Consider the following 26,265-nt stretch of genomic DNA (forward strand, 5'->3'; position numbering starts at 1 on the left):
TATATCAACAACCGACCAAGAAAATGTCTTGGCTGGAAAACTGCAAACGAGGCTTTTAATGAGCAATTGTTGCACTTAATTTGACAAATCATCGTTGGTATAATTTTATTTTTTGGTAAAACATCAGATTATTTGTATATAACACTTAGGGAAGTGTGTTATTTAAAATAAAGCTAAGTAGGAGGAGAATAATGAAAAAATTTTTAAGGTGTTACTAGCAGCAATTGTTAGTAGTACATCCAACAAAATCTCAAGCGAAAGTGATGTATAATGGAGCAGAGGTTGTAAAAGACCCAACCGGAAAAATGACCTAAAAAAAGACACCAAGGTATACAAGAAAAATACAAATGTACATTTGATTCATTAGTGGTAAAGTGAAATAATTTCTTTAGAACGTATGATTTTGAAAAATATGATGGCAAATCGTTCTACCAAATAGGGAAATATCCAGTACAAGCAACGGATTTGGTAGTTTTCAAAGAAGTACCAATAAAAATTCGTTTATCTTTTTATAACAATCCAACTTATATCAGGAATTGTATGAGTTTTCATACAGTGTTACATCATATAGATTTATTCACAAAAAGAGTTTGAGAAAACGCAGGGAAACATAAAATAATAGTGTAAAAATAAAGGCTAAAACATGTAAAAGTATCTATAAAAAACTATTAACTGGTAACATCATGGTTATAAGACTTATTTATGAATTAGGAGGATGTACTTTGAAAATTATGCGTAGCTCTGAACTTTTAAGTGAAAGTGAAATAATGGATTTATTAAAAGATCATCAAAAAACGAGCAAACTACCTAAAAAAGAAGAACTTACAGAAATGGCTAGGGTTGTTTTGAGAGAATCGTTAGAAATGGCAGTGGAGATTTATAAGAAAAATCAAGATTTCGGAAGTGTTGAAAGCTATAGCAATCTATTGTATAATTTTGAAAGCTTTAAGTTTTTTATAGAGTTTGAGAATAATAGTTCTATTGTATATTCTTTTGAAAGTATTACGGAGTCTGGGCATTATACTTTGAAAGATAGTGGTTTTTTTACGTTGTTAAAACAAGAAAAGGCTCTATGAACTGTTTTAGGTCATAGAGCTTCTTTAATTTTGATTAAATCATTTAATACCATTAAATTCGACACCAGCAGGTGTAGGTGTTAATACAATATCTCCATCTTTTACTACATAATCTGCCATAAATGAGGCTTTATTTTTATAGTGAGCGATATTATAAGATCCTATTTTTCTATCAATAAACGGTTTAATGTAGGTTTCATTGAAAAAATTATTCATTACAATTGTAGAGTAATTAGTATTTGGTAGCATTGCATAACCATAAACTCTGCCACCAATCTGATCTATACTACTTAAACCAGCATTTCTAGCATATAAAGATGTATAAAATAGCGTATTACTATGACTCATGTTACGAAAAACTACGCTACCAAGACTAACACTACCCCTTGCTTGAATTTTGTTAGCAGCATTTAATTCATCGACTTTTTCACTAGGTATTATTTCAACTTGGTCTAAGTTTAATTTTTCTAATATTTCTTCAATATTTTCGTCCATCGCATTAGGGTTTTCTTCGTAGTAATTCTCTATCAAATTCATCTCGTCTAAAGTGGTAACTCTACTTGTTGGTGATATTACATCATTATTTGTTATTAACCTATCAATTTCTTGCTGACTCAGGAATTCTTGTGTTTGAGCAAATCCTTTGGTAGGTAAAAAAGTGATAACTAATAGTAGTAACATTGCTACTAAAATTAATATTTTTTTCCTCGTGTGTATAAAGACCTCCTTTTTTATTTGTTACTATTGTATCATATAATGATGTTGTTTTTTGAGAATTTTCAGATATTTAAACTTACAAAGAAGCAGTAGAAAATATTTTTTATAATAAAGATGAGACGTTACCGTTAGCCCACATATTTTATGACAATATTCATTAGTTGGCATAAACTAATAGATAAAAAGTGTGAAAACAAGTGTGGCATAATATGTAATTAATACAATAAATATTTTCACTAAAATATAGTAGAGATTAAATAGAATGGATGAAAATCAGAAAAATGTAGAAATCTCTTTTCTCGCTAATGGACCAACCCAATCTGATTATTGTAGAAAACAATTTCAAGATTTAATTTAAGGGTTCAACAACTCTCTAAAATGTTTGATATACCCATAAATTTAATGAAAGATTCTATTCCATCACAAATGAAAAATTTGAAGAGATTGAATATAAATTAACAATGTTGAATTTTGGTTTTGATGATTTTAATGCCAAAGATGGTGATGGCACTAAAAACATATACAAAAAGGACTGGGGTATTATCCCCAATCCTAGCCCGATATTAGCCACACAAAGCACTAAAACATGCCGTAATTATACACAAACTTGCTAAGTACATATTGGAGCTATTATCTAAAAACGTTGATATATCAATGTTTTGAAGGTGCTATGTTATTAACTTGCATAACTGTCATTTTACATTCGGATAAATCATTGTCGCAGGGTCCACATATTCATCGAACTGTTCGTCTGTTAGTAACCCTGATGCAATTGCTGCTTCTTTTAATGTTGTGCCTTCTTTATGGGCTTTCTTCGCGATTTTAGCCGCATTTTCATAACCGATGTAAGGGTTTAAGGCAGTTACAAGCATTAATGAGTTTTGTAAGTTATGGTCAAGCACTTCTTTATTTGGCTCAATTCCAACAGCGCAATGATCATTAAATGATTTCATTGTGTCTGCTAGTAGGCGAGTCGATTGTAAGAAGTTATAAATAATGACTGGCTTGAAGACATTTAGCTCGAAATTACCTTGGGAAGCGGCAAAGGCAATTGTTGCATCATTGCCAACGACTTGTGTAACAACCATAGTCATTGCTTCACTTTGTGTTGGGTTTACTTTACCAGGCATAATGGAAGAGCCCGGCTCGTTTTCTGGAATCGTAATTTCACCGATACCTGAACGAGGACCACTTGCTAACCAGCGAACATCATTGGCAATTTTCATCAAGTCAGCTGCAAGGGCTTTCAATGCGCCATGTGCGACAACGGCTTCATCATGACTTGTTAGTGCATGGAATTTGTTTGCGGCTGAAGTGAAATGTTTATCAGTGATGTCACTAATTTCAGCTGCTACACGCTCACCAAATTCAGGGTGTGCGTTAATACCAGTACCAACTGCTGTTCCACCAATCGCTAGTTCTTTCATATATTCAATATTTTGGACGATCATATGCTCAGATTTAGCAAGCATTGCCGCCCAGCCACTAATTTCTTGACCTAAAGTAAGCGGTGTTGCGTCTTGTAAATGCGTACGACCAATTTTAATAATGTCTTTGAATTTCTCTGCTTTGTCATCCAGTGTTGCTTTTAGTAAACGTAGACGTGGTAGTAAATAATCTTCTACCTTTAGCACTGCTGCAATATGCAAAGCTGTTGGGAAAGTATCGTTAGAGCTTTGAGATTTGTTGACATCATCATTAGGATGAATACGATCAGCTTCACCAGCATTTTGTAAAATTTGGTTTGCTCGGTGCGCAATTACTTCGTTTACGTTCATATTAGACTGAGTACCACTACCAGTCTGCCAAACTACAAGAGGGAATTGATCGTCCCATTGACCATTTAAAATTTCGTCAGCTGCTTGCACAATTGCATTTGCTTTAATATCTGAAAGTTTACCTAGTTTATTATTGGCGATTGCAGCACTTTTCTTTAAAATGGCCATTGCTTGAATTAGCTCAATTGGCATTTTTTCTGTACCGATTTGGAAATTTTCTTTACTGCGCTGTGTTTGAGCACCCCAAATTTTATCTGCAGGTACTTTAATTTCACCCATAGTGTCTTTTTCAATACGATAATCCATGTAAAACAGCTCCTTTATTTATGTAAATCTGTCCATTAATAATAATTAATTATGCATTGGCATAATTGTTTCCGATTCGGCTTTGTGCTTGCACAAAGGAGTTGAAAAACGGATATTCTTAGTCTGATGTAAGAATATCCGTTTGATACATGCTTATTTCAAAAAAATAGGGGGGATTCTGAATTAAGCATTTCGGAGAAAAGAAATAATCTACCGATAATGATAATCGTTATCAATTAAAAAGTCAAATATTTAGTTTTGAAATAATTATTCTCATTGAGAACAATTTGCAATGGGAGTTTTGTAGAGTTCGATTCCTGCTTTTAAAAAGTTAAAACGCTACCATGAAACGATAGCGTCAGCACAATAAAAGGGAAGAGCTATCTCTTTTTCTTCCCAATTTCTTTTAATGGTTGTTTTTTAGGTACTTTTTCAAAAATGATACTTACGTGATAGTTGTGATCGTCAATCTGAGTAATCTGAACAATTTTTGCTTTACGTCCTTTAATTTTAATATTGTCTTCGACAGTAGGAAGACTTACTAGTAGCTGGCTTAAAACGGACGTCTTGTTTTCGTAAAAATGAGTTACATACATATTTTCTTCTCCTTATAACTTGTTATTTAACGAAAAAAACGTGAGCTGTACCTTCCATTTATACATGACATTAATTGTACTTATAGAATGAAAAGGGGTAGATTTTTTTCGGAGGTATTTGCAAGGTAGAAGGTTTTACACAATGTATGAGAAGAGTTTAAAATATAGAACATTTCAAAATGGTAGTAATGCTTTTAAGTGTTCTCCCAAGATACCATAAGAATCTTGGCAGTAGAAAAGAAATTTATGGACGGTGTTTGGATGCTTGTTTTGTTGTTTTTTGATTGTTGAGGTATGAGTAAATTGGTAGCAAGTAAGAAAAAGCCACAAGTGAAATTGGCTATGTAGTCATTAACGAAATAAACAATTGTGTTAAGAACATCGAAAAATCTAAATTAGAAATTAAGCGAAGATATTTTTACTCGAAAAAAATTTGATTTTATTTCAATTGTAAATGGCGAGTAAAAGCAATTAATAATAGTTTCTGATATATTCTGAATTGTCGCCATATTAATAATATTTTTTATTTTCTATATTTTACCTTTATTTTTCCTGATATTTCTATTAAACTACAAATAGATTAAATCAAAAGGAGGAATAAAATGAAAAAAATTACTTTTAAGTTGTTCTTTATGCTTATCTTTTTGTTAGTTCCTATGAATGTTTTTGCTGAGGAGTCTTTAGGTGAATTTTCATTTGACCCAAGTAAGGTATCTCATCCTTATGACATGATAAACTCGAAAGGTGAAATCATTAAGTATGGAGAGTTTAATGACGGTAATTCACAATTAATCAATGAAATACCAAGCGTTCAAGGAACAGGTGAAATTTCTCCCGTTCAGATTGATTCCATAATGGAAGGTCACTCGTTTATCGATATCACACCACCACCAGTTGTTATTAATGATTCTACTGCTAGAGGACCATTACAAATATCACCACGGATTGTCATAGGTGACGATAGTAGAAAAAAAGTAGAGAATACTAAAGAAATGCCATATAGTGCAATTACGTATATTGAAATAAATTGGCCTGATGGAAAAGGTGGTTCTTGTACAGGTTCTTTAATTGGGAAAAACAAAGTCCTAACAAATGGACATTGTGTTATAAATCCAGAAACAAATGAAACTATAACTAGTGCAAAGGTTTACCCTGGTGTAAGTAATAGTGTTGGATTATTTGGTTCTTATAATGTTAATGATTATTATGTAGCTGCTAATTGGGCTTCAACTGGTTCGAGCTCTGAAGACTTCGCTATTCTTGTTTTAGATGTATCAAAAGACAATAAACAGGCGGGAGATGTTGCAGGTACTCTTGGAATCAAACAGGTGAATAATCTTCTTAATCAAAATATCGGTATTTATGGTTATCCGGGAGACTTAATGGAGGCAAGTGGTGAAATTTCTCAATTTGGTACGAGAGGAAATATTACTAGAGAGGATGCATCTGTAGCCTTTTATACAATGGATACTGCACCAGGACAATCCGGTTCAGCATTGTTAAATACTTACAATCAAATTGTAGGCGTTCATAGAGGTTCATTCGTTATTAATGGGAACCCTATGAATGGAGGACCTAAGATGAACTCTTATATGTTTAAATTTGTTTCCAAAGCTTTAGAGTAAAATTACTAATGTTGTAGACAAACTGAGAATTTCGGTTTGTCTATTTTTTCGGGAAATTGAAATAGAAAGCCTTCAATAAAATGGTCATTATTTCAGCTTTTTCAAGGAAAACTCTGATACTTATAGTTAGTATACTCCTGTATAAATTTATTGTTTTACCCCGAGGAATTAGGAATTGTAATAAAGATCCGTAAACAAAAAAACGAGTGATTGTTATAGGTATATTTATTGTAAGTACAAAATTAATATTAGCTATAGCGGGAAATAGCAGTTCAAAGCGAGTTGTTCTTTGTATGTTTTAAGATGAGATAAACAGTTTATGTTACCTACAATGATTTTTGTAAATCGCTATTTTATGGCATAATTTTATTATTTTTCATTGCAACTTTCGACATGTTTTTTATTTATTTCTCAGGAAATATTTCATATAAAATTGTAGCTACGGCAATGTTTTTAATGAACATCATATAGTTTTTATAGCTTTGGATTAGGTACGGTTGTAGGGTAAGTGAAATGATGAGTTTATGACTTGTTCTAATACTCGATTTTTTTGCGACCTATGGACTTTTTTTAAGTCCTTGATATCGTAGCTTATATTTGGAAAAAAGCATAATCGCGGTATAATAGTAGTAAGGGAGGAAACAAAATGTATTTAAAATCATGTAAGGTATTACAGGGTGATATTGAAGATAATGACCAGTATCCCTTTAATATACCAAGTTTGCAGGATTTACAAGAGCTAGAGTTTCCTACGAATGTGACCTTCTTTGTTGGGGAAAATGGCTCTGGGAAATCAACACTGTTGGAGGCAATTGCGGATCGCTGTGATTTTAATACAGCGGGTGGTGGTCGTCAAAATATATATGAAGTACATAAGGCGGAGTCTTCACTAGGGGAATATATCCGTTTGTCATGGATGCCGAAAGTGACGAATGGTTTTTTTCTACGATCGGAAACATTTTATCAATTTGCAAGTCATATTGATTTGATAGAAGATCCAAGAAAATATACCGCTTTTGGTGGTAAGTCTTTACATCATCAATCACATGGTGAGTCCTTTCTATCGCTATTTATGCATCGCTTTAAGGGGAAAGCTATTTATTTATTGGATGAGCCTGAAGCGGCATTGTCACCGACTAGGCAGCTTAGTCTTCTTAAAATTATGAAGGATTTGGAGCATGAGGCCCAATTTATTATCGCCACTCATTCACCTATTTTACTTGGCTATCCAAATGCGACAATCTATAGTTTTGATAATGGGGACATTGAGTCTATTCGCTATGAGGATACCATTCATTACATCGTCACGAAGCGCTTTTTAAATGCACCGGAATCCATTTTTTCAGAGTTATTTGATGAGGAGAGAGAATCATGAATCAACGTAAAGGCTTAGTCATGCGAGAAATACGATTAGATGAAATGGCACAGTCTATCGATTTGCTTAATTATGTTTTTCAAATGTCCATGTCCATTCATAAGGATCGTCGCTTTGTAAATGCCAAAAGTAAGCAATTTAATGAGGGGCATGCCATTGGTTGGTTCGATGGTTCGCATCTTGTATCTCAAATTTTAAGCCTACCTTTTGAGGTAAATGTTCATGGTAGGATCTATGAAATGGGAGGCATTACTGCGGTCGGAACGTACCCCGAATATTCTGGGCATGGATTGATGGAGAGCCTTATTATTGAGAGCCTGGAACGAATGCGCAATGAAGGACAAAGTATATCCTATTTATTTCCATATTCAATCCCGTATTACCGGAAAAAGGGCTGGGAAATTATGAGTGATATTGTGGAATTTCAGATTAAGGATACGCAGCTTCCTCACCATAAAGGCTTAAACGGTAAAATCCGCCGTGTCGATCCGAAGCATGAAGATGTTGTAAACATTTATGCACGTTATGCCAAGAAGACACATGGTGTCATGGTGCGAAATAGCATTGCTTGGAATGAAAAGTTTCAAGAAGATTTCTGGGAAGAAAAATTTATTGATAGTGATGTGAACCTTCAGGCAGCCGTATATTATGATGAGGATGATCTGCCACAGGGGTATATGTTTTACCGCATTATGGAGGAAAATTACTACATCGATGAGATTGTCTATTTGCAGGAAGAGGCGCGTAAAGGCTTATGGAATTTTGTCTCAGCACATAGCTCGATGATTTATAATGTCTATGGTAAAACAACTGGCAATGAAGCCGTTGCCTTTTTATTAGAAGATAGTGAAATTATTCAAAAAGTGTCCCCTTATTTTATGGCACGAATTGTCGATGTGAAAGAATTTCTACTTCGCTATCCATTCACGGGAAATGATTTTCAGCTTCGACTAGCTGTAACTGATCGCATTGTGGCATGGAATAATGGCACATTTGTCATCACAAAGCAAGATGGAAAAGTCACGGTCGAAATGGTGAGTGAGGTGCAGTCTGAAAATGCTGTTCAGCTAACGGTCCAAACTCTTGCCACGATGTTACTAGGTTATAAACGACCGAGCTATTTAGAAAAAATTGAGCGTTTACAAGGCAATGCCATTGAAATTGCATTACTAGAGACAGTACTACCAATTGGCATTCCAACGTTTATTGATTATTTTTAAGAAAAAAACGGGATTTGTGCAGTGAGATGCTGTGCAGATCCCTTTTTTATGGATTCAGGGGGGAATTGATCGGGACAGCGAAAAAACTGCTCTGGAGAACTTTATTACCTTATTAAGGAAACATCTGCTTCGTTTAAATCGTTCCTTATATAAACAGATTGGGGGATACCGATGAACGAATCCGAGAAGCTGCAACGCAAGAAAGTATAAACAAACTCTTCTAGTGCTACTTATTTGGATTTTGTTTTTTACTAGTATTATAGGGTACGGTATTTACTGGTTATTTTTCGATTGGTCTAGATGTAAACAAGATTTGATTGCATATACGGTGAAAGCTTATGTTTCAGATGCTGGTGCGACGACTTTTAATACGGTATTGGGTGAATTAATTTTAACTTCTTTCAGCAGAAGTCACCTACATTTATCGTGATGGTGAGATGAATACAGTATTAAGTCACTTTTCAGGGGGGACATATATCAGCTGAAAGAAGTTAAGGCCTCCGGCGGATGTCACGGAATTAGAAAAGGAGTTCTTTGTGCATGCACAAAGCCGATTCCGGACGCAATTATGCCAAGGCATAATTGAATCATGAAAAGAAAAGAAAGTCTGAAAAGATATATTGGCAATATCGAAAAAATGAAGCTTATATTAAATGGAGCGACGATGATACGGTCAGTATTAACGGAGTGACATTGAATGTACCAGTTGAAACATATGATTATCGAGAAAATGAGTAGCCATAACCATTGCAGTTATGGCTTATTATTTTGTAATCCAAGCTTTTTTTAATAGTTGCACACCAAGGATGAGTTCTTCCGTTTTTAACTTACTAAAGCCTAATTGAATAATTGGCGCTGAACTTGTCTGATGTAGATAATAGGGGCTCGTAGGGTAGACCTTTACTCCGTATTGTTTAGCGTTTTGGATGAGCTGTTCTTCTGAAAATTGGGTGAGCACCTTGACCAAAATATAAAGTCCAGATTGCTCTCCAAGAATCATAATTTTTTCTCCGAATTGTTTGGTAAGTTCCTCTACAAGTGTATTTATTTTATGTTTATAGGTGATACGCATTCTTTTAATATGTCGTGTCCATTCACCTTGTTCCATGAATTTCGCCATTGTTAATTGATGTAAGGACGAGGCGTTATGTTCAAAATGAGCAAATCGTTTTTTATAAGGCTGAACAAGTGCTTTTGGTAGCACCATATAACTTAAACGAATCGCTGGTAAAAATGATTTTGAAAATGTCCCCATGTAAATAACACGTGACTTGTCGATGGAGGCGAGAGCAGGAAATGGCTGTTGTGTATAACGGAATTCACCATCATAATCATCCTCAAGTATATATCCATCGACGTTTTTGGCCCACTGAATTAATGCTTGTCGCTGCTGAATGCTCATAGAAACCCCATATGGGAAATGATGCGAAGGGGTGACATAGAGTAAACGCGAATGTAAATGCGCTAAATGCTCAAGCTGCGCACCGCTTTGCAACACAGGTAATGTCTCTATACGAAAGTCATGTAGCTTGAACGCTTCTCGTGCACCGTTGTAGCCAGGGTCTTCTAAAATTACACTTTGGAAATCTTGCTTTAATAGAAAGCCTAGATAAATTAACATTTGCTGCGTGCTACTACCGATAATAATGTCTTCTTCGTTTACATGAACCCCACGAGCTTGAAGTAAATAATGTACAAGCTGTTCCTTTAAAAGTGGCTCGCCGAAAGGGTCGCCATATTGATAGCACTCGTTTAAAGGTAACACTTGATTAGCCATTTGACGCCATATTTTTAAAGGGAAATGCTGCTGATCGACAGCTCCAGCACGAAAATCAATGTTGATATCTTCACGCTTACTTTTCGTACTTTGAGTAAAGCTTGGTCGTTCCTCTTGAAGAAACACTTGCTCAAAATCATTGACGAAATAGCCCTTGCGTCCTTCACCACGTATGTATCCTTCCGCTACGAGCTGCTCATATGCAGTTAACGTTGTATTCCGACTGACATGTAAAGTTTCGGCTAGCCTTCGAATAGAAGGAAGAGAATTATCTGTTTTCAATGTCCCTTGTTCGATTAACAATTTGACCTGCTGATAAATTTGTTTATACTTTGCCTCTTCATCAGTGAATAAGAAAATAAAATCCTCCATAAAGCTCCTCCTTGACATGGTGAAATGTCTAGAACTGTTTCTTTTTAAATGTCAGTTTACTATTTATCATTATACAAGAATGACATATAAAAAAGGAATGGGGAGATAAGTGAATGGAGATTTGTACAGTAACTTTAGCAACTGTTGGAGACGTGCTGCCATTATTTAATGCCTATCGGGAATTTTACGGTCAACAATCTGATTTAGAGCGGGCTAAACAGTTTCTATTAGAGCGTTTAAATAAGGAAGAGTCGGTCATTTTTCTAGCTTATATAAATGCGCAGCCAGTTGGTTTTGTTCAGCTCTATCCTACTTTTTCATCTGTTGCAATGAAAAAGGCATTTATTTTAAACGATCTATTTGTGGCCGAGCATGCTAGGAAACATGGTGTAGCACATGCCCTAATTGAACAGTGCTATTCGTATTGTGTACGAAACGATGCGCGTTATCTAGGTTTAGAAACAGCGACAGACAACGTGCGTGCTCAAAAACTATATGAGAAGCTCGGGATGAGAATTGATAATGGTATATTTCATTATATTAAATATTGGTAAATGGAGGTTCGAATAATGACTGTAACCATCAAACAATTAACAACGGAGCAGGAGTGGTTGGATGCATATGCAGTTATCGTGCAGCTCCGTACGGAATTAACAGTAGAAAAGTATCTCCAATTGTTAAAGGAAATGACTCAAGATGGCTATATGTTATTTGCATTATTTGAAAATAAGAAAATGATTGTTGTCACCGGATTAAGTTGGAGAGTCAATTTTTACAGCGAACGCCATATCTTTGTCAATGATTTAGTAACGGATGAGCAGTATCGTTCAGGAGGCTATGGTGAGAAACTTTTGCATTATCTTCATCAATGGGGCAAAGAAAATGGGGGGCACTATATTGCCTTAGAGTCAGGTATCCAAAGGAGTAATGCACATCGCTTTTATGAGGATCGATTAGGATATGAAAAATGGTGCTATTCATTTCGAAAAGCATTTTGATCCAGAAGGAATATGATTTTTTAAACCTCACACACTAATGGAAACATGAAGGAGGTTTTTATGAAAGTAACGTTCAAAAAGCTTTTTCTAATAAGCATAGTTATGATGAGTTTTACACCAATTGGATATGCAAATAATGTAATTCAACAACATGCAAATGGTGAGGAAGGACAGGTTGTTTACCATGTAAAGTACGATTATGCTGCTATTTGTAAAGTTCTTGGGATTACGCAAGAAGTGTATGATCAATATTGGAAAGAAGGACTTTCGATTGTCGATATGGCCAAAAAGGAAGGTATTGACCAACGTGAAATAATAAATTATTTTGTGACATTTCACTATCAAGAAATGCAAAAATGGCGAAAGAAGGGGGCGCTGAACGAACATCATTATTTTGATTTAGTTTATGAATTAAAAGATGAAATTACAGATTTTATTGAGCGAAATCCGAATAAAGAATGAAAACGACTAGTGTTTTTCTAGTCGTGTTTTTTATGGATAAATAATGATTAACATTTAGTATTTAGTTATAAAAGTTAATTATTTAATGATTATCGTTAAATAAACCTTGATTTTAACTCTGCTATTTAATATGCTTAACATTGAAGAAGGGCAGCTAGAATAACGGCGGATTCTCCATCCGAGAAGAACCTTTCACCATCGCTTGTCATACTTCATGTAAAACATTATGAACAGGGGGAAAAAATATGGTTTTGCAAAGTGTAATAGATGCAGTTTTTCAGGTCATTTTATTTTCAGTTATACCGTTCATTTGGTGGTTGAACTCAGCCAAAAAGGAGCAATCATTTTTTGCATGGCTCGGACTTCAAAAGCCTGTCATTGAAAACAAAGGAAATTATTTCTTATGGCTTTTAGTCATTATTGTTTTATTTTTCGGACCACTTTTTACAATTACTTACTTTTACCTAGATAGTTCAATTTTAGCGTCAAATCGTTTTACAGGGCTTGGTTTTTCAGCACTCATATCAGCACTTTTCTATGCAATTGTACAAACAGGTTTGTCAGAGGAGTTGTTTTTCCGAGGCTTTTTACTGAAAAGATTTATCCATAAATTTGGTTTTCAAATCGGAAATATCATGCAAAGTTTATTATTTGGTATTTTACATGGTTGGATGTTTTACTCTTATATTCCTTTTGGAGTTGTAGTGTTAGTTGTTTTAGCAACTGGTTTTGCAGGATATTTAATGGGGTGGATCAATGAAAGAAAATCTAATGGCTCCATCATAACAAGCTGGGGCATACATGGCATTGGCAATCTGTTGGCCTCCTTTATGGCCATGTTTAATGTACTCTAAAATACATTGCCGATTTGCATTTCATCATGTTCGATTGCATAATAAAGCAGAGGAGTGAAAGAAATGCAATTTATCGAGCAAGTTGTAAAAGGATGCTTGATTATCGGTTTAATAGTAATGGGAGGGCGTATTAACACTGCCATATGCCATTATTATAATATAGCATTTACGACCTTTTTCGTTGATTATCATGTCGCCTCACTCGCTATACTAATAATAGGTATTATAGGAACAGAGATCCTTAATAAACGAAAAAGGAAGGGACGAGCATAAATGACGGAATGGCCAAAGGGTGTAGCGAAGCCTGCTATACGTGCATTAAATGCGGCAGGATATACACGATTAGAGCAATTGGAAAAGGTTGATTTATCGACGTTAAAAAAATTACACGGGCTGGGACCAAAAGCATTAACGGCCATTGAAGTAGCACTGAATGAAAGTAGGGGGAACTGTGAATAAACTAACATTATTATTACTGGCAATGGTGGTTTATTATATTCTTGTTGTTCTCGTAATTAGCAAGTTATTTATTATTCCTCTCATGAAATTTATGGCGCTTATATTTTTCCTTGGAGCAGGCTTTATTTTTTCTCGAAAAATGCGAAGGAAATTACAATAGGTGGAATTATGAAAATTACAAAACTAGCCATATTTTATTTGGTCATATTTATGTTGGCACTATTACTATCACTAGCTGGGGTTCGCCCATCTATTTCACTTGGCATTATTATCCTAATCGCATTTGCAATGATTTATAGATATATACATATTGTATTCTGGACTAATAATATGAAATTGGTAGATAAGTTAGTAAAAGATCGCAAAAACCATCTTTTTTTTGCCTACCTATATGCAGTTGCTTATGGTACAAAGGAAGACCAGATACACTCATTAGAAACAGCAATTGTAAAGTATAGACAGCCAGCAATGAAGTATAACTGTAAATTTATTAAGGCAATAATGGTAGAGAATTTAGAGGAAGCAAAGTATGCGGCTAATAAAATAAATAAAGAGCCATTAACTAGCTATGCAAAATGTTATATCGCTGCACTTGAAGAACGAACAACAGACATGCGAAGCGATCAGCTCACAAAGCCGTGGATGCAGCCAGCAATTGAAGCGGTTTATGCGCACAAGGTGAAAAATGAAACCGCGTTTGATCAGTATCAGAAAGAAAGCATTGGATTTGCGCGTGGCGTACAAAAATATGTGTTAATACATACCTTTGAACAAATGAAAACGGATCTGTAAAAAATATAAGCTACTTGATGCTATTTGACATCAAGTAGCTTATTTTAAAATAGAAAATTTACATCAAAACATACAAATCTTGTTTACTTATTCGTCTAATAAAGTAAGAGAGGTGAGAAGATGGAGTTTGATGAGCTTTATGAACAATATTTTCAACGCATTTATCGATTTATTTACTATATGGTCTCAGATCCAAGTTTGGCGGAGGATTTAACGCAGGAAACATTTATAAGGGTTTATAAAGGTCAATTTAGAAACGAGGCTGCCATGGGCACTTATATAAGGAGAATTGCCCGAAACCTTGTCTATGACACTTATAGAAAAAAAGCACTTATTAAATGGCTACCATTTCAAAAAGAACATGAAAAACGGGAGACACAATATGTACCACATGATTGGATCATGCAATCTGAGGAGCGACGACTATTATATGAAGCAATTCAATTATTGAAGCCTGAGTATCGAGAGGTTCTTATTTATAGAAAAATAGAGGAACTAAATTTAGCCGAAACTAGTGAAATCTTAGGGTGGTCTACAGTAAAAATAGCGAATACACAGCGAAATGCTATGAAGGCTTTAGAGAAAATACTTGGAGGTGATGAATTTGGATTTAAACAATCGACTGAAGGAACTCAATAAATTACCAGAAGATCAGGCTGTAAAGGCACGTATTTATGAACGCATTCACAATAAGGGGAAAAAAGGCTTAACGCTATGGAAAGAAGGTGTTCTGCTACTAACGATTGCCCTGATCGCTCTATTTTTAATTTTGATTCCACAAAATTCAACGCCTCAAACTGCAGGCCAATCCATCCAAACAATTTATAAGCACTTCGGAGGAAAAGAGGGGAAATTTTTTGCGAGAAGTTCGAGTTTATATACATCAGTGGAGAAGGTTGAAGATACAATAGTTTATAATTTTTTTGAAGACGTAACACAGTATGTTGAAGAGGCAGATGGAAAGTTAGGTAACCATATTACAGATGTAGTCGTTGTTAGAGACCGTCAGGAAGAGCATTATCAGATTTCAGATACAGGCATGTTAAATGTTGATTCTGGCCAGTTTTTTGTTGGGAATTCAGAGACATATGATAAAGTATTTCAGACATTATACTCTGCAAAAGCAACACCTTGGATAATTATCCTTCCACTTATCGTGGTAACTGTAAATATATTCTCAATGAGCTATTATAAACGTCATAATCTACAAGGATCTAAACCATCTAAGCGTATGTGGTGGCTGTTAGTACTTGTGCTTGCGATGCTTTCTAGCGTATTTGCTTGGGCAACCTGGGTCGGTCCATTGTATAAGCCATTAATGATTACATTTGCGCTTTTATATGGTTTCGTTTTTTGGTATTTCATAATACGAGAGGAACGGACATATTCCATATATAAAGTAGAAACAATAAAAATAAGTATTATTAGTGCAACACTGGTTTTAATTATTATGTTTTATTAACTGATTTAAATAAAACCACCTTTACTTTCACAAAAGAGCCAATTGCTAAGGTATAGGGTGGTTTTAATTATTTATCAGCAGTATGTAGGAGAGGTGTACCTTATTCCTTTTTATTCAATAAAACCCCACGCACAATCCCCATTATAAATATTGTACTTAGTACAAATAAAAATACATAAGCATGCCACTGCTGTAAAATGCGATCATGTCCTAATGCAACTGTTAAATCATTGAATAGTGAGTATGTAAAGTATAAGAGTATACTATTTTTGATGAGACAAAAGGTAATGATTCCATTTTGTCGCTGGATATAAGATAAGGTAGGCTTATTTTTACGTAGAGTAGGATAAGCTGCTTTCATCTCTAAGTATTGTAAAAGCAAAAATAGCATTAAGGCAATGAAAGGTAAATAAAAAATGGTGATTTTCGGGCCAAATTGTGCATGTTCACTCTTAAAGCTTTGCAAAACCGGTATAGAAGCGGGGAGCTTATTGTATTGGATTAGTGTTGCCGTAACGCCAGCTAAAAAAATAGTCGCAACAATAAGCGTTAGCGATTTACAAAAGCGTGGTGTAGGTGTTTTTTGTTGTTCTAGCATTTGTTCACCTCATAGTTTAATTAAAAAAGTGCAGTCTGTTATACTGTATCATAAGAATACCACCATGTGTGACATAGAAAGAAGGGTTAGATGGAATACTTGTTGTTTTTACTAATTGGAATCATCGGCAACATCATTGGCACCTTAGTTGGAGGTGGCGGGTTAATAACATTACCGACGATGATGCTAGTAGGGGTACCAGTCCATTCAGCGATCGGTGCGAATAAGGTTTCTAATATGGTCAGTGCCTTTTCAAGCTTTTACACAATTTATAAAAGAAAAGAAATTTTATGGTCAGAAATGCGTTCAGTATTATTTGTTTCCTTAATAGGTGGTACACTTGGAGGTCTGTTTGCATCATTTATGAGCAGTCACACATTAACGTTTATCGCCATCATTTTATTAGGCTTTGCCCTTGTTATGTCCTTTTTAGGTGGGGCTGAATTTGGAGAAAAAGAAAGCTTTACAATGAATCGTAAAAACGGTCCAATCCTTTTAGGGGTTGGTTTTTATGATGGCATGTTCGGCCCTGGTAGCAGTACGCTGGCACTTTATACATATGCACATGAGAAAATCTCTTATATGAAAGCAGTAGGTTTGTCGCGTGTAGGTGTTTTTGCGATGTGCTCAGGAGCTTCGATTACGTATATTGCCACAGGTAAAATTGATTGGCCGTTGACAATCGTATTAATGGTTGGTTCTGTAATCGGTGCACAAATAGGCATTTTCCTTGCCAGAAAGGTTAAGGCAAATCAAGTAAAGCTATTGCTGCGAATTGTAACCATTGTGCTGATCGTACAGCTCGTCTATGATTTTATCTTTATTCAGTAGGAGATTTACCTACGAAGGTGATGAGATAAATAGAGATGTAATTTCTTTTCAGTAAGTATCCAAACATCTACTGAATAAAGATAAAGCCTCCGGCGGATGTCACGTATTTTGAGAGGAACGAATTGTGCGAACACAATTCAAAATCCAGACGCAATTACGCCAAGGCGAAATTGATAAAACAGATTTAAGGAGGCGATATGATGTTTGAAATCACACCTTATCCATCTTTTTCGTGGTCACTATCACGTCATAAAACGTTAACAAGCTGTGCACGGAAATATGGCTATGAATATTATTTTTCTCATAATGGCTGGCTCAGTTACAATGTGGAGCCATATCATCAACATGTCTATCGCTTAAAAAAGCTTCAATCGATGCCGATTTTATTTGGACAAATCGTCCATCATTTAATAGAACAATCGATCAATGATTATTTGCAAACCCGCGAGATTCCGACTGTTGCTGAACTTGTAAATCGTGCACGTGGCCAGCTTAATGCCGCTTTTATCGATTCTACACGACATGTAGATTTATGGAGACATAAGCCTAATAAATTTCATATGATGCAAGAAATTTATTACGAAGGGAAGTTGAATCCTGAACTGGTACAGGACTATAAGGAGCGCATGACGGCTGTGTTTGACAACTTTCTTAATAGTGCAACGTTCCAGCAAATTACCGCACAAAAAGGCTCTCTACGAATCGGTGAGCCTGAACAATTTCGTTCCATGAAAATCGAGGGTTTACAAGTTTTTGTCGTAATGGATTTTCATTATTATGATGAGATAGCAGACAAGTGGATTATTATCGACTGGAAAACAGGGGGAGAGTCCGATGATGATCGCCAACAATTAGCACTCTATGCTTACTATATTCAGCAGAAATATCGCGTATCTCTTGACCAGATTGATGTTTATAATGAATATTTATTAACAGGCAAAAGGAAAAAATACGCCTTTACAGCATTTGATATGGACAATATTTTACATACGTTTCAGCGAAGTGTGTTAGAAATGAAAAAATATCAGGCGGATATTTTCTCGAATGAACCCGTATACTTTGAGGAATTCGAGCAAACCACTGAAAAATGGCACTGCAAAGGGTGTAATTTTAAAGAATTATGTGCCCAGAATTGAATAGGGAGCCTAAAAAGAACAAGCTTACTTATAATATGTCATACCTAACTAGGGGTGGCTTTTTATTATGCTCATATTTCTTGTCATTACAATCCATTCTATAGATAGATGGGAGGTGTTGACTTATGGAGTATGAGTATAAAGTGAAGTTTTACTATAACGAAGGTCATGAAGAAGAGTATAAAATCAAAAATAATATTGAACAAGAAACATTTACGGAAGAAATTTCTAATGGGTTCAATGAGAAGCCTTGGTATTCATTTACTGAAACAGAACATTATAAAACGATTTTAATTAGTACTATAGATGTTTACAAAGTTGTAGTAGAAAAAAACATTTTAGAATTTGATTAATCAATTGTATGTAGTCACATCTTCTAAAAAGATGTGGCTTTTTTTCTTTGAAAGGATGAAATACTTTTTAAGTGCGCTGTTATAAAGGTAAAGGTAGGATTAATTTCAAAATTTATATAGAATCAATTTTGCCATTAAAGCGCAAGAAAAATAACTGTTTCAATCAAAAAAATTTTTAAATACAAATGTTTGATACATGATAGCAATTAGAGAGGCGATGTCATCATTGATAGCTTCAATGTGGATGCGATTCGTTAAATTTGTATTTGTACTATCTAAATTTCTAATAGTAGCGATTTTTTCACCATTTAACTTTAATGTTCCTGCATAAGTGTAGTCTTTCTCAAATTGGTACACGTCTTCGTTAAGCTTAAAAGATGGCACCTTTTCAATTAATTGCACACGATTTTGTTTAATTGAAATTTTTTCAGATGCTTTGCTGCTATAAAGCGTATAACGAATACCTGTAAATACGCAATCAATTTTGTATATTGGATGATTATCGATTGAAAAAGCATTATAGCAATATGGCATTCCATATCGGAGAAGCATATGAAACAGTTGTGTTAGCATACGATGGCGATTTTTTTTGAGAATACTAATAACTTTGTCGTCCTTGTTATAAATAGGAATACTTGTGTAATAGGAATCTAATTCTGGGATGCTATATGAATAATTCTGCAAAGATGTCTCTCCTCTATGATCTCTCTTAAATAATTCCATTTTAATATGCATTGATATCCCTGTTCAAATAAGTTGTACCGTAATTAGTTACAATCTGTTTTTTGAACTTATGGTGCAAGTTAGTTCAGTAGTTACGAATTGAATTTGTGTTATAATAAAATACAGAATTTTACGACAAAGACAAAAAAATAAAGGAATGGTGCATTTTGAAAATTTCAAGAAACCTAGAAACAGTACATAAACCCGTAGCACCGTACGTACACCAAATAGAGGTCACTGGGCCTCAGAAGTGGCTTACTTTGTCGGGTCAGTTAGGATTAGAAGTAGATGGGACAGTACCTGAAAATCCATTAGAACAATTACAGTTAGCATTGGAGAATATAAAAAGAAACCTTGAATCTGCTGAGATGGATGTTGGTGATTTAACAAAGTTGGTTCACTTTATTTATGAAACGTAAGAGAACGTCCAGAATGTATAAATAAGAACATTCTTCTACACTGTTAAGAAAGATGCAATTACTCCAATAACGAAATGAATCACTCTATTCCCACCAATGCTTCAGTTCTGTGAAGCCTACGTCCCATAGCATTATATTACCTGTGATCATAATGGTCATTTCTTTTGCTTCGTAATATAACGGAATTTCTAATGGCATTTCAATTGTTTCGGATTCTTCTTTCAAATTCACTTCATTTTTTATGAATATTACTTTTCCGTCCGTAATAATGGTCACTTCACCTTTGAAATCCTCTTGATCGGGAATGCCAATGTTTAGAAAAAATAGTAGCTCCTCTTTATCTTCAATAGTATAAGTATAGGTTTTGCTAGTATTTTCATTATTACTATATAAATTGAATTGAGGTTCTATTTTATGTCCAGCTACAGTGAAAGTCGGTACTTCGTTCGTTAGTGGTTTAGTTCCTGTGATTTCTTTAATAGCATGCAATGGTTGTACCGGACTTACTCGTTTATCTAAAATTTCAGAGACAATCATCACGCCAACTAACAGTATAATGGCAGTTATGGATGAAGCAATGAGTTTTTTTATAGTCAGGTTTGAAGTGAACCCAACTTTGTATACAACATATCCAATTGTTGCACCTATACTATTTGAAATAACATCGTTTACATCAAAAGTCCCTAGATACGATAAAGATTGAATCGTTTCCAATCCAAGAATCACAATAATGAACCATCCTATAAATTTTTTATAATCAATTTGATTGAGTAAAGGAAATAAGATACCAAAGGGGATAAATGCTGCTATATTTCCGAAATCGTATAACCAAGAAAACGTAAAGCTAGGAAAATTCAAAGGAACGCCTGATGGGACGAGCAGAAATTCGTAGCCGGCGCTTTTGTATTCTTCATAACCGTCAAGACGATTAAAACCTAAGAACATGAAGTATAAGGTCAGACCTGTGTAAAGAAAAGTAATCACCATAATTAAATTTCGTTTTTTCATATTTTTATCTCCTTTTCATACGATACCGCTTCTCATTGTACGAATTACCTTGGGTTCTTAACTTTGAGATTGCCTATAGTTCATTAAGCACTCCTATAGAATCCTGTGGCAGTATCATTATTGTAAATGGAAATAATTAATAATTATTGAGGGTATTTATGAAGATTTCTTAAGAAATTGCAATAGTAAACTTTCTTTATTTGTTGTGAAGCAACGAAAAGGATTGGTTAGTAGGGGGAAGTATTGTAATTCAACAAGAAAATATGTGAAATGAGGGTTAGCAAGCGCTTCTTTTTTCATAAAAATTTCTTGCTAAAATCATAAGTGGAATGATGAAAGGGTGTAAATATGTTGTATGTATCTAGGTCATTATTGGTGATTCATTACAAGGATTTTGTTTCACACAACAAAACATGTTGGATGGAATGGAAAAGGCAAAAGGTGTTAAGTGTATTTGTTTAATATTGGTATTTAACCCTTGATTTTACGTATATGTATAAATAGAATTAAATAGAGGGAGGGAAATTACTTGGCTAATAAACAACATCATACTCCATTTTTGAAAAAAACTTGGGTATCTTCTATTGGTGTATTTGTATTGTCACAAATAATCTTTATTACATTAGAAGCAACAGGGTGGATTCCTAATTATCGAGATATTAGTGGAACGCTATTTGGACAAATTACTGAATCGCCAATTTTTAAAGAGTGGTTTACCTTTTATGAAACAAAAAATTTCAATTTACTTACTATCTTTTTTGGCATTGTCTTTCTAGTGCCCGGAATAATTGGTGCGCTCAAAAACGTTTTTTCACCAAGCCTACAAAAGTAATACTTGTTCATGCCATATACATATGGAATTTGTAAAAATTGCTTCTGGGAAGATGAAGGGCTTCAATTCACAAAGCCAATTCCGGATGCAATATGCCGAGGCATAATTGATATGCTTTGAATGGGCAAATATATTAATGTCCATTCTATAATCGACATAAATATTAAAAGGTGCTGCGCTATAGTCAACAAAGCTATAGAGACAGCACCTAGTTATTTATTAGTGGAAATATTTGTCGACACGTTGAAGTACTTCGTCAGCAGAAAGACCATCAGCGTCAATAACAGGTCCCGCCATGACAGGATCGCTAATTCCCATGATATCTCGATCTTGCCCAGTGATTACACAAGCATCACATTTTTTTGCATCCTCTTCAGTACGAAGCTGAATAACTTCATAACCTTTTGCTTTTAAAGCGTCTTCAACGTTTGTTAATGATTGTTCTACACCAATTATTCTAGTCATTATTCTTCCACCTCCTATATGTAATGTGTCATATAGGATTGCTAATTATTCATTACATTCATTTTTTTGTTATACATAATAAAAAACACGTCTAATTTGAATTGAATCTAAATCAAAGAATAAAATTAAATGTTAGGAGGGAAGTACAAGATAGTGTTTTCATTTGTACCGAAAGAAAAGGGATTTATATTTATAGTGTTTTCGGAAGATGGGATAATGGTAGTTCTTTTTATATTTTTGCTTTAGAAGTAAAATGAATACGATTAAAAGTGGCTTATTATGAAAAAAGACACATTGAAGTTAATTTCCAATGTGTCTTTTACATAATAAAAATACTTAACTAAATGATCGATTCCATAAATTGAATAATTTGATCCTCTTGAATGGAATCAACAGCAACTTTATTTCGACCCTTTTTTTGACATTTTGTACATTGATGGATAAGTTGAAAGCCTTTTTTTCCAGTATAATCTACTGCAATTGGTCTCATCAAACCTTTACAAGTACTCGCTCTGTCACCAGGAACATTATCCATATGTTTCGAAAATAAACAATTTGGACAATGATTTCTGAAGCTGCCGTTGCTTAATGGTTCAACCATCGTACTACAATTTTCACATTGAAATGCTGTATTCTCATTTTTTCTACTCAATTGCTCTTCCTCCAAAATGTTATTTCAACATTGAAGGAAGGGTTCCGTTTTCTTTTTCTGCAATAGCAGTAACAGGCTTTTATAGGGAATGTACGAATTCACCGTCTTGCTCTTCAAAACGATTACTTCTAGTTCCTGCTTCACAAAGACTTTTTTCATCCTTTGATCCGGACCACGATTGATTTTATGCTTTTGTGTCAACCACTGTAAGACGGACTGCTCCATCTTCCACTAGTAGGTGTTCACCTATAATCACTGACTTCGGCATTCGTCCCCTAACGAGCAATTGTTTTGAATAAATCAAACGTCAATCTATCACCCCTTATAATATGGCATTTATTTAAAGGATAACAAATATATTGAAATTTTTAAATAGTCTGTACTCGGTGGACGGAGCAAACTTTTGAGTCCCCGATTCTTTTATTTATTGAGGAAGGTAATTTTGGCCGTTAATTGTTATTTTAGAAGCAGAGATTAGAATAGCTTTAATTGCTTCAAAATATGGCTCTAAAATATTGTAAAATGCTTCCCATTTTTCTTCTATCTTTGCTGAATCTTCTTTTCTATCTAGCTTTAAGATTTCTTCATAAAGTTGTTTTAATTGTTTGCTATCCGCGTTACTAACTTTGAATTCAAAGCTAGACATATATTCTTCAAACGTTTGAGGTATTATGAATTGACCAAGGATGTCGTGGAATTCAGCCCAGATTTCACCAAATAAATCATAGTTCTCTTCTCTTTCTGCTTTACGTACATCTTCATAAATATTTTTAAGTTTTGTTATAGTTTCAGCAGGGATATCTATTAAGTCCAAGCGTCCGATATATTCTTCAAACGTTGGAGTTGGATAAAGCTCATCAAGATATGGTTGGAGTATTTTATTGAATCCTTTCATTTTTTCCTTAGCCTTTTCATCTTGACCATCTTTTTCAAGCTTTACCCATTCTTCATAAATAGCTTTAAGTTCTTTTTTATCATTTTCTGCAATAACTATATTGTTCTCACTAAATCCGTAGTCTTCTAGAAACTCTTCAAAAGGTTGGGGCTGCCAACTAGCTAAATAATATGGCTTCGTGATTTTATTCATTTCTTCATATATTTTATTCATTTCTTCATATTTCTTTTCAGCCTCATCCATCTTTTTATTTGTTATCGCATTTGAAGCTTCTTTTTCTAGTTTCTTCACTTCACTAAACATTTTTTCTAATTTTGTTAGCTCATCATTAGGTACATTTTTTGGCAAGTCTTTTTTATAAACTTCGAAAGTGTAGAAGTCTAAATAATCCTCTACTACTCCGCCTTCAACTGTGATTTCCTGTCCTTCTACTAAGTTCATTTGTTCTAGTTGCTCGTCAGAAAATTTAAAGAAACTGATGAAGTAGTTTTTACCATCTCTGGCTTTTAAGTTAATCCCGTCTCCATGGACGCTTTTAATCGTTCCTGTAATTTGTTGTTCAATTTGAACAGTAACAGCATTTGTTGGTTCTACTGCAGTAGCTCCTGCTTGAAGTGGCGTCAGAACAGCCATTCCTATTGTTAGTGCTGATGCAATCATCCAAGTTTTTTTAATCGGTTTTTTCATGATCGTATCTCCCTTTTTTTTACTTTGGAACTTGTTGTTTCCAATATTTAGACGAATTACCAAACGGGAAGGTTCGTTATTTTTTGGGAAAGATACAATTTTCCAAGATTCCATGTTGAATGTTTAAATAGGGTATAACAATAAAGCTTGAGCAGTACCAATAGTACAAGGTACATCTTGTTGGTAATGAATGTGTTAATCAATTCCACTACCAACTTATGGATGACATCGGAGTAGAAAGGGGAGGTATATTTATCGTATTTCTGGAAGGGGGGCTAAATTATTGTAGAACCAGCAAAAAGGGGAATCCCAACAGTCATATTCATGATTGTTGAGACACCCCGATAGTTTTATTTATTGTGGTAGGTATTCTTGACCGTTAATTGTTAGTTTAGAAGCAGAGATTAAAATTTCTCTATTTGCTTCAAAATATGGCTCTAAAATAGTGTGGAATGCTTCCCATTTCTCTTCAATTTTTGCTGGTTCTGCTTTTTTATCTAGCTTTAAGATTTCTTCATAAATCTGTTTTAATTGCTTGCTATCCGCTTCATTAACTTTGAATTCATAGTCTGCCATGTATTCTTCAAATGTTTGAGGCTTTATGAACTGTTCAATGATGTCATAGAATTCCCCGTAAAGTTTATCTTGTAAGTCATAATTGTGATCTTTATCTGCTTTTTGGATATCCTCATAAATAGTTTTTAGTTTTGCTAAAGTTTCAGCAGGGATATCTACTAAATTGAATTCTTTCATATATTCTTCAAATGTTTGAGGTGGATTAAGTTGTTCAAAATATGGATCGAGAATTTCGTAAAATTCATTCATTTTTTCTGTAGCCTTTTCGTCTTGACCGTCTTTTTGAAGTTTTACCCATTCATCATAAATAGCTTTAAGCTGTTTTTTATCATTTTCTGCAATAACTATATTTTTTTCACTAAACGGAAATTCTTCTATATATTCTTCAAATGGTTGAGGCTGCCAATTAGCTAACATATACGGCTTTGTAATTTTATACATAGCTTCATGAACTTTATTGATTTCTTCAAATTTCTTGTCAAACTCTTCTTCTGTCATTTCACCCGACAATTCTTTTTCCAACTTCTTCACTTCATTAAACATTTTTTCTAATTTTGTTAGATCTTCTTTTGTTACTTCTTTAGGCAAGTACTTTTTATAAACGTCGAAAGTGAAGAAGTCTGAATAATCCTCTACTACACCGCCTTCAACCGTGATTTCCTGTCCTTCTACTAAGTTCATTTGTTCTAGTTGTTCTTCAGAAAATTTATAGAAACTGATATAGTAATTTTTACCATCTCTACCTTTTAAGTTAATCCCGTCTCCGTGGACGCTTTTGATCGTTCCTGTAATTTGTTGTTCGATTTGAACAGTAACACCATTTGCTGGCTCTACTGAAGTAGCTCCTGCTTGTAGGGGCGTTAGAACAGCCATTCCTATTGTTAGTGCTGAAGCAATCATCCAAGATTTTTTAATCGGTTTTTTCATAATCATATCTCCCTTTTTTTACTTTGGAACTTGTTGTTTCCAATATTTAGACGAATTACCAAATGAAAAGGTTCGTCAATTGTTGAAAAAAATGAAAATTTTTAAACATTCCGTGATAGTGTTTGAATAGTAAACGAAAGGTTTGAGCAGGAACAATTGGACAAGGGAGATAAATGGAGATACGATTGAACCAAAAAAATTGAAGTTAGTGTTTTTTTACACGAAAAGAGAAGGGGGGTGAATTTATCATATTTATGGAAAGTAGGTTTAATGGAAGTTCTTTTATTGTAGAGC

General features: G+C 34.3%; 29 protein-coding genes and 2 pseudogenes. 20 read left to right on the forward strand and 11 right to left on the reverse strand.

Features of this window, described 5'->3' with window-relative positions; translation table 11 throughout:
• Nucleotides 1-722: 722 nt before the first annotated feature.
• Nucleotides 723-1,076, forward strand: a complete 354-nt coding sequence (locus ACFTQ7_RS19810) for a hypothetical protein (protein ID WP_386830511.1) — start codon at nucleotides 723-725, stop codon at nucleotides 1,074-1,076.
• A 39-nt stretch (nucleotides 1,077-1,115) separates the two neighbouring features.
• On the opposite strand, the gene ACFTQ7_RS19815 is transcribed toward ACFTQ7_RS19810, so the two are convergent.
• The 3 genes from ACFTQ7_RS19815 to ACFTQ7_RS19825 form a co-directional block, all read right to left on the reverse strand.
• Nucleotides 1,116-1,757, reverse strand: coding sequence for a hypothetical protein (locus tag ACFTQ7_RS19815; RefSeq protein ID WP_386830512.1), 642 nt, complete (start codon nucleotides 1,755-1,757; stop codon nucleotides 1,116-1,118).
• A 728-nt stretch (nucleotides 1,758-2,485) separates the two neighbouring features.
• Complete coding sequence (fumC, locus tag ACFTQ7_RS19820; RefSeq protein WP_386830513.1) at nucleotides 2,486-3,877, reverse strand: class II fumarate hydratase; 1,392 nt, start codon at nucleotides 3,875-3,877, stop codon at nucleotides 2,486-2,488.
• Nucleotides 3,878-4,257: 380 nt separating this feature from the next.
• Complete coding sequence (locus tag ACFTQ7_RS19825; RefSeq protein ID WP_386830514.1) at nucleotides 4,258-4,473, reverse strand: hypothetical protein; 216 nt, start codon at nucleotides 4,471-4,473, stop codon at nucleotides 4,258-4,260.
• A 602-nt stretch (nucleotides 4,474-5,075) separates the two neighbouring features.
• On the opposite strand from ACFTQ7_RS19825, the gene ACFTQ7_RS19830 reads away from it, so the two are divergent.
• From ACFTQ7_RS19830 to ACFTQ7_RS19850, 5 genes and pseudogenes are all read left to right on the forward strand, one after another.
• On the forward strand, nucleotides 5,076-6,098 hold the full coding sequence (locus tag ACFTQ7_RS19830; RefSeq protein ID WP_386830515.1) for a trypsin-like serine peptidase: 1,023 nt from the start codon (nucleotides 5,076-5,078) through the stop codon (nucleotides 6,096-6,098).
• Nucleotides 6,099-6,744: 646 nt separating this feature from the next.
• The gene (locus tag ACFTQ7_RS19835) at nucleotides 6,745-7,473 is read left to right on the forward strand and encodes an AAA family ATPase (RefSeq protein WP_349658513.1); all 729 of its coding nucleotides are present in this window, start codon (nucleotides 6,745-6,747) and stop codon (nucleotides 7,471-7,473) included.
• The gene (locus ACFTQ7_RS19840; RefSeq protein ID WP_386830516.1) at nucleotides 7,470-8,693 is read left to right on the forward strand and encodes a GNAT family N-acetyltransferase; all 1,224 of its coding nucleotides are present in this window, start codon (nucleotides 7,470-7,472) and stop codon (nucleotides 8,691-8,693) included. The genes ACFTQ7_RS19835 and ACFTQ7_RS19840 overlap by 4 nt, the downstream gene beginning before the upstream one ends.
• 220 nt (nucleotides 8,694-8,913) lie before the next feature.
• Nucleotides 8,914-9,123, forward strand: a pseudogene (locus ACFTQ7_RS19845) (DUF5412 family protein); the annotation flags it as partial.
• Between the two features lie 152 nt (nucleotides 9,124-9,275).
• Complete coding sequence (locus ACFTQ7_RS19850; protein WP_386830518.1) at nucleotides 9,276-9,431, forward strand: DUF5412 family protein; 156 nt, start codon at nucleotides 9,276-9,278, stop codon at nucleotides 9,429-9,431.
• Between the two features lie 25 nt (nucleotides 9,432-9,456).
• Here ACFTQ7_RS19850 and pdxR read toward each other — a convergent pair whose 3' ends face one another.
• Nucleotides 9,457-10,842, reverse strand: a complete 1,386-nt coding sequence (gene pdxR / locus ACFTQ7_RS19855) for a MocR-like pyridoxine biosynthesis transcription factor PdxR (RefSeq protein WP_386830519.1) — start codon at nucleotides 10,840-10,842, stop codon at nucleotides 9,457-9,459.
• A gap of 113 nt (nucleotides 10,843-10,955) precedes the next feature.
• Here pdxR and ACFTQ7_RS19860 point away from each other — a divergent pair, with 113 nt between their 5' ends.
• From ACFTQ7_RS19860 to ACFTQ7_RS19900, 9 genes are all read left to right on the forward strand, one after another.
• Nucleotides 10,956-11,396: a GNAT family N-acetyltransferase gene (locus tag ACFTQ7_RS19860; protein ID WP_386830520.1), complete on the forward strand. Its 441-nt coding sequence runs from the start codon at nucleotides 10,956-10,958 to the stop codon at nucleotides 11,394-11,396.
• A gap of 15 nt (nucleotides 11,397-11,411) precedes the next feature.
• Complete coding sequence (locus ACFTQ7_RS19865) at nucleotides 11,412-11,840, forward strand: GNAT family N-acetyltransferase (protein ID WP_386830521.1); 429 nt, start codon at nucleotides 11,412-11,414, stop codon at nucleotides 11,838-11,840.
• Nucleotides 11,841-11,900: 60 nt separating this feature from the next.
• Entirely contained in the window at nucleotides 11,901-12,302 is a 402-nt protein-coding gene (locus tag ACFTQ7_RS19870) for a hypothetical protein (protein ID WP_386830522.1), read from the forward strand.
• 245 nt (nucleotides 12,303-12,547) lie between these two features.
• Complete coding sequence (locus ACFTQ7_RS19875) at nucleotides 12,548-13,156, forward strand: CPBP family intramembrane glutamic endopeptidase (RefSeq protein ID WP_386830523.1); 609 nt, start codon at nucleotides 12,548-12,550, stop codon at nucleotides 13,154-13,156.
• Between the two features lie 63 nt (nucleotides 13,157-13,219).
• Nucleotides 13,220-13,429: a hypothetical protein gene (locus ACFTQ7_RS19880; protein WP_386830524.1), complete on the forward strand. Its 210-nt coding sequence runs from the start codon at nucleotides 13,220-13,222 to the stop codon at nucleotides 13,427-13,429.
• Nucleotides 13,430-13,615: a helix-hairpin-helix domain-containing protein gene (locus tag ACFTQ7_RS19885; protein WP_386830525.1), complete on the forward strand. Its 186-nt coding sequence runs from the start codon at nucleotides 13,430-13,432 to the stop codon at nucleotides 13,613-13,615. It abuts the gene before it with no gap.
• A 168-nt stretch (nucleotides 13,616-13,783) separates the two neighbouring features.
• Complete coding sequence (locus ACFTQ7_RS19890) at nucleotides 13,784-14,407, forward strand: hypothetical protein (RefSeq protein ID WP_386830526.1); 624 nt, start codon at nucleotides 13,784-13,786, stop codon at nucleotides 14,405-14,407.
• A gap of 120 nt (nucleotides 14,408-14,527) precedes the next feature.
• Nucleotides 14,528-15,046: an RNA polymerase sigma factor gene (locus ACFTQ7_RS19895; RefSeq protein WP_386830527.1), complete on the forward strand. Its 519-nt coding sequence runs from the start codon at nucleotides 14,528-14,530 to the stop codon at nucleotides 15,044-15,046.
• On the forward strand, nucleotides 15,012-15,869 hold the full coding sequence (locus ACFTQ7_RS19900) for a hypothetical protein (protein ID WP_386830528.1): 858 nt from the start codon (nucleotides 15,012-15,014) through the stop codon (nucleotides 15,867-15,869). The genes ACFTQ7_RS19895 and ACFTQ7_RS19900 overlap by 35 nt, the downstream gene beginning before the upstream one ends.
• A gap of 100 nt (nucleotides 15,870-15,969) precedes the next feature.
• On the opposite strand, the gene ACFTQ7_RS19905 is transcribed toward ACFTQ7_RS19900, so the two are convergent.
• Nucleotides 15,970-16,467, reverse strand: a complete 498-nt coding sequence (locus tag ACFTQ7_RS19905; protein ID WP_386830529.1) for a DUF1648 domain-containing protein — start codon at nucleotides 16,465-16,467, stop codon at nucleotides 15,970-15,972.
• Nucleotides 16,468-16,557: 90 nt separating this feature from the next.
• On the opposite strand from ACFTQ7_RS19905, the gene ACFTQ7_RS19910 reads away from it, so the two are divergent.
• The 3 genes from ACFTQ7_RS19910 (at nucleotide 16,558) to ACFTQ7_RS19920 (ending at nucleotide 18,787) form a co-directional block, all read left to right on the forward strand.
• Nucleotides 16,558-17,298 (forward strand): sulfite exporter TauE/SafE family protein, encoded by a 741-nt coding sequence (locus ACFTQ7_RS19910; RefSeq protein WP_386830530.1) that lies wholly within the window; start codon nucleotides 16,558-16,560, stop codon nucleotides 17,296-17,298.
• 197 nt (nucleotides 17,299-17,495) lie between these two features.
• Complete coding sequence (locus tag ACFTQ7_RS19915; protein WP_386830531.1) at nucleotides 17,496-18,434, forward strand: PD-(D/E)XK nuclease family protein; 939 nt, start codon at nucleotides 17,496-17,498, stop codon at nucleotides 18,432-18,434.
• A 125-nt stretch (nucleotides 18,435-18,559) separates the two neighbouring features.
• Nucleotides 18,560-18,787: a hypothetical protein gene (locus ACFTQ7_RS19920; protein ID WP_349658492.1), complete on the forward strand. Its 228-nt coding sequence runs from the start codon at nucleotides 18,560-18,562 to the stop codon at nucleotides 18,785-18,787.
• Nucleotides 18,788-18,946: 159 nt separating this feature from the next.
• Here ACFTQ7_RS19920 and ACFTQ7_RS19925 read toward each other — a convergent pair whose 3' ends face one another.
• A complete protein-coding gene (locus tag ACFTQ7_RS19925) occupies nucleotides 18,947-19,471 on the reverse strand; it encodes a tubby C-terminal domain-like protein (RefSeq protein ID WP_386830532.1) in 525 nt (174 codons plus the stop codon).
• A 206-nt stretch (nucleotides 19,472-19,677) separates the two neighbouring features.
• Between ACFTQ7_RS19925 and ACFTQ7_RS19930 the strand changes: the two are divergent.
• A pseudogene (locus ACFTQ7_RS19930) lies at nucleotides 19,678-19,917 on the forward strand (Rid family hydrolase); the annotation flags it as partial.
• A gap of 96 nt (nucleotides 19,918-20,013) precedes the next feature.
• Here the strand turns inward: ACFTQ7_RS19930 and ACFTQ7_RS19935 are convergent.
• Entirely contained in the window at nucleotides 20,014-20,937 is a 924-nt protein-coding gene (locus ACFTQ7_RS19935) for a VanZ family protein (protein ID WP_386830533.1), read from the reverse strand.
• 529 nt (nucleotides 20,938-21,466) lie between these two features.
• On the opposite strand from ACFTQ7_RS19935, the gene ACFTQ7_RS19940 reads away from it, so the two are divergent.
• Nucleotides 21,467-21,769, forward strand: a complete 303-nt coding sequence (locus ACFTQ7_RS19940) for a YfzA family protein (RefSeq protein WP_386830534.1) — start codon at nucleotides 21,467-21,469, stop codon at nucleotides 21,767-21,769.
• Nucleotides 21,770-21,988: 219 nt separating this feature from the next.
• On the opposite strand, the gene ACFTQ7_RS19945 is transcribed toward ACFTQ7_RS19940, so the two are convergent.
• The 4 genes from ACFTQ7_RS19945 to ACFTQ7_RS19960 form a co-directional block, all read right to left on the reverse strand.
• Nucleotides 21,989-22,234 (reverse strand): YkuS family protein, encoded by a 246-nt coding sequence (locus tag ACFTQ7_RS19945; RefSeq protein ID WP_197143042.1) that lies wholly within the window; start codon nucleotides 22,232-22,234, stop codon nucleotides 21,989-21,991.
• A 340-nt stretch (nucleotides 22,235-22,574) separates the two neighbouring features.
• The gene (locus tag ACFTQ7_RS19950) at nucleotides 22,575-22,886 is read right to left on the reverse strand and encodes an RNHCP domain-containing protein (protein ID WP_386830535.1); all 312 of its coding nucleotides are present in this window, start codon (nucleotides 22,884-22,886) and stop codon (nucleotides 22,575-22,577) included.
• Between the two features lie 424 nt (nucleotides 22,887-23,310).
• Nucleotides 23,311-24,468, reverse strand: coding sequence for a hypothetical protein (locus tag ACFTQ7_RS19955; RefSeq protein WP_386830536.1), 1,158 nt, complete (start codon nucleotides 24,466-24,468; stop codon nucleotides 23,311-23,313).
• A gap of 354 nt (nucleotides 24,469-24,822) precedes the next feature.
• Nucleotides 24,823-25,971, reverse strand: a complete 1,149-nt coding sequence (locus ACFTQ7_RS19960; protein ID WP_386830537.1) for a hypothetical protein — start codon at nucleotides 25,969-25,971, stop codon at nucleotides 24,823-24,825.
• Between the last annotated feature and the right edge of the window lie 294 nt (nucleotides 25,972-26,265).

Source organism: Lysinibacillus sp. NPDC056959 (assembly GCF_042674095.1).
GTDB classification, from domain to species: domain Bacteria; phylum Bacillota; class Bacilli; order Bacillales_A; family Planococcaceae; genus Lysinibacillus; species Lysinibacillus zambalensis.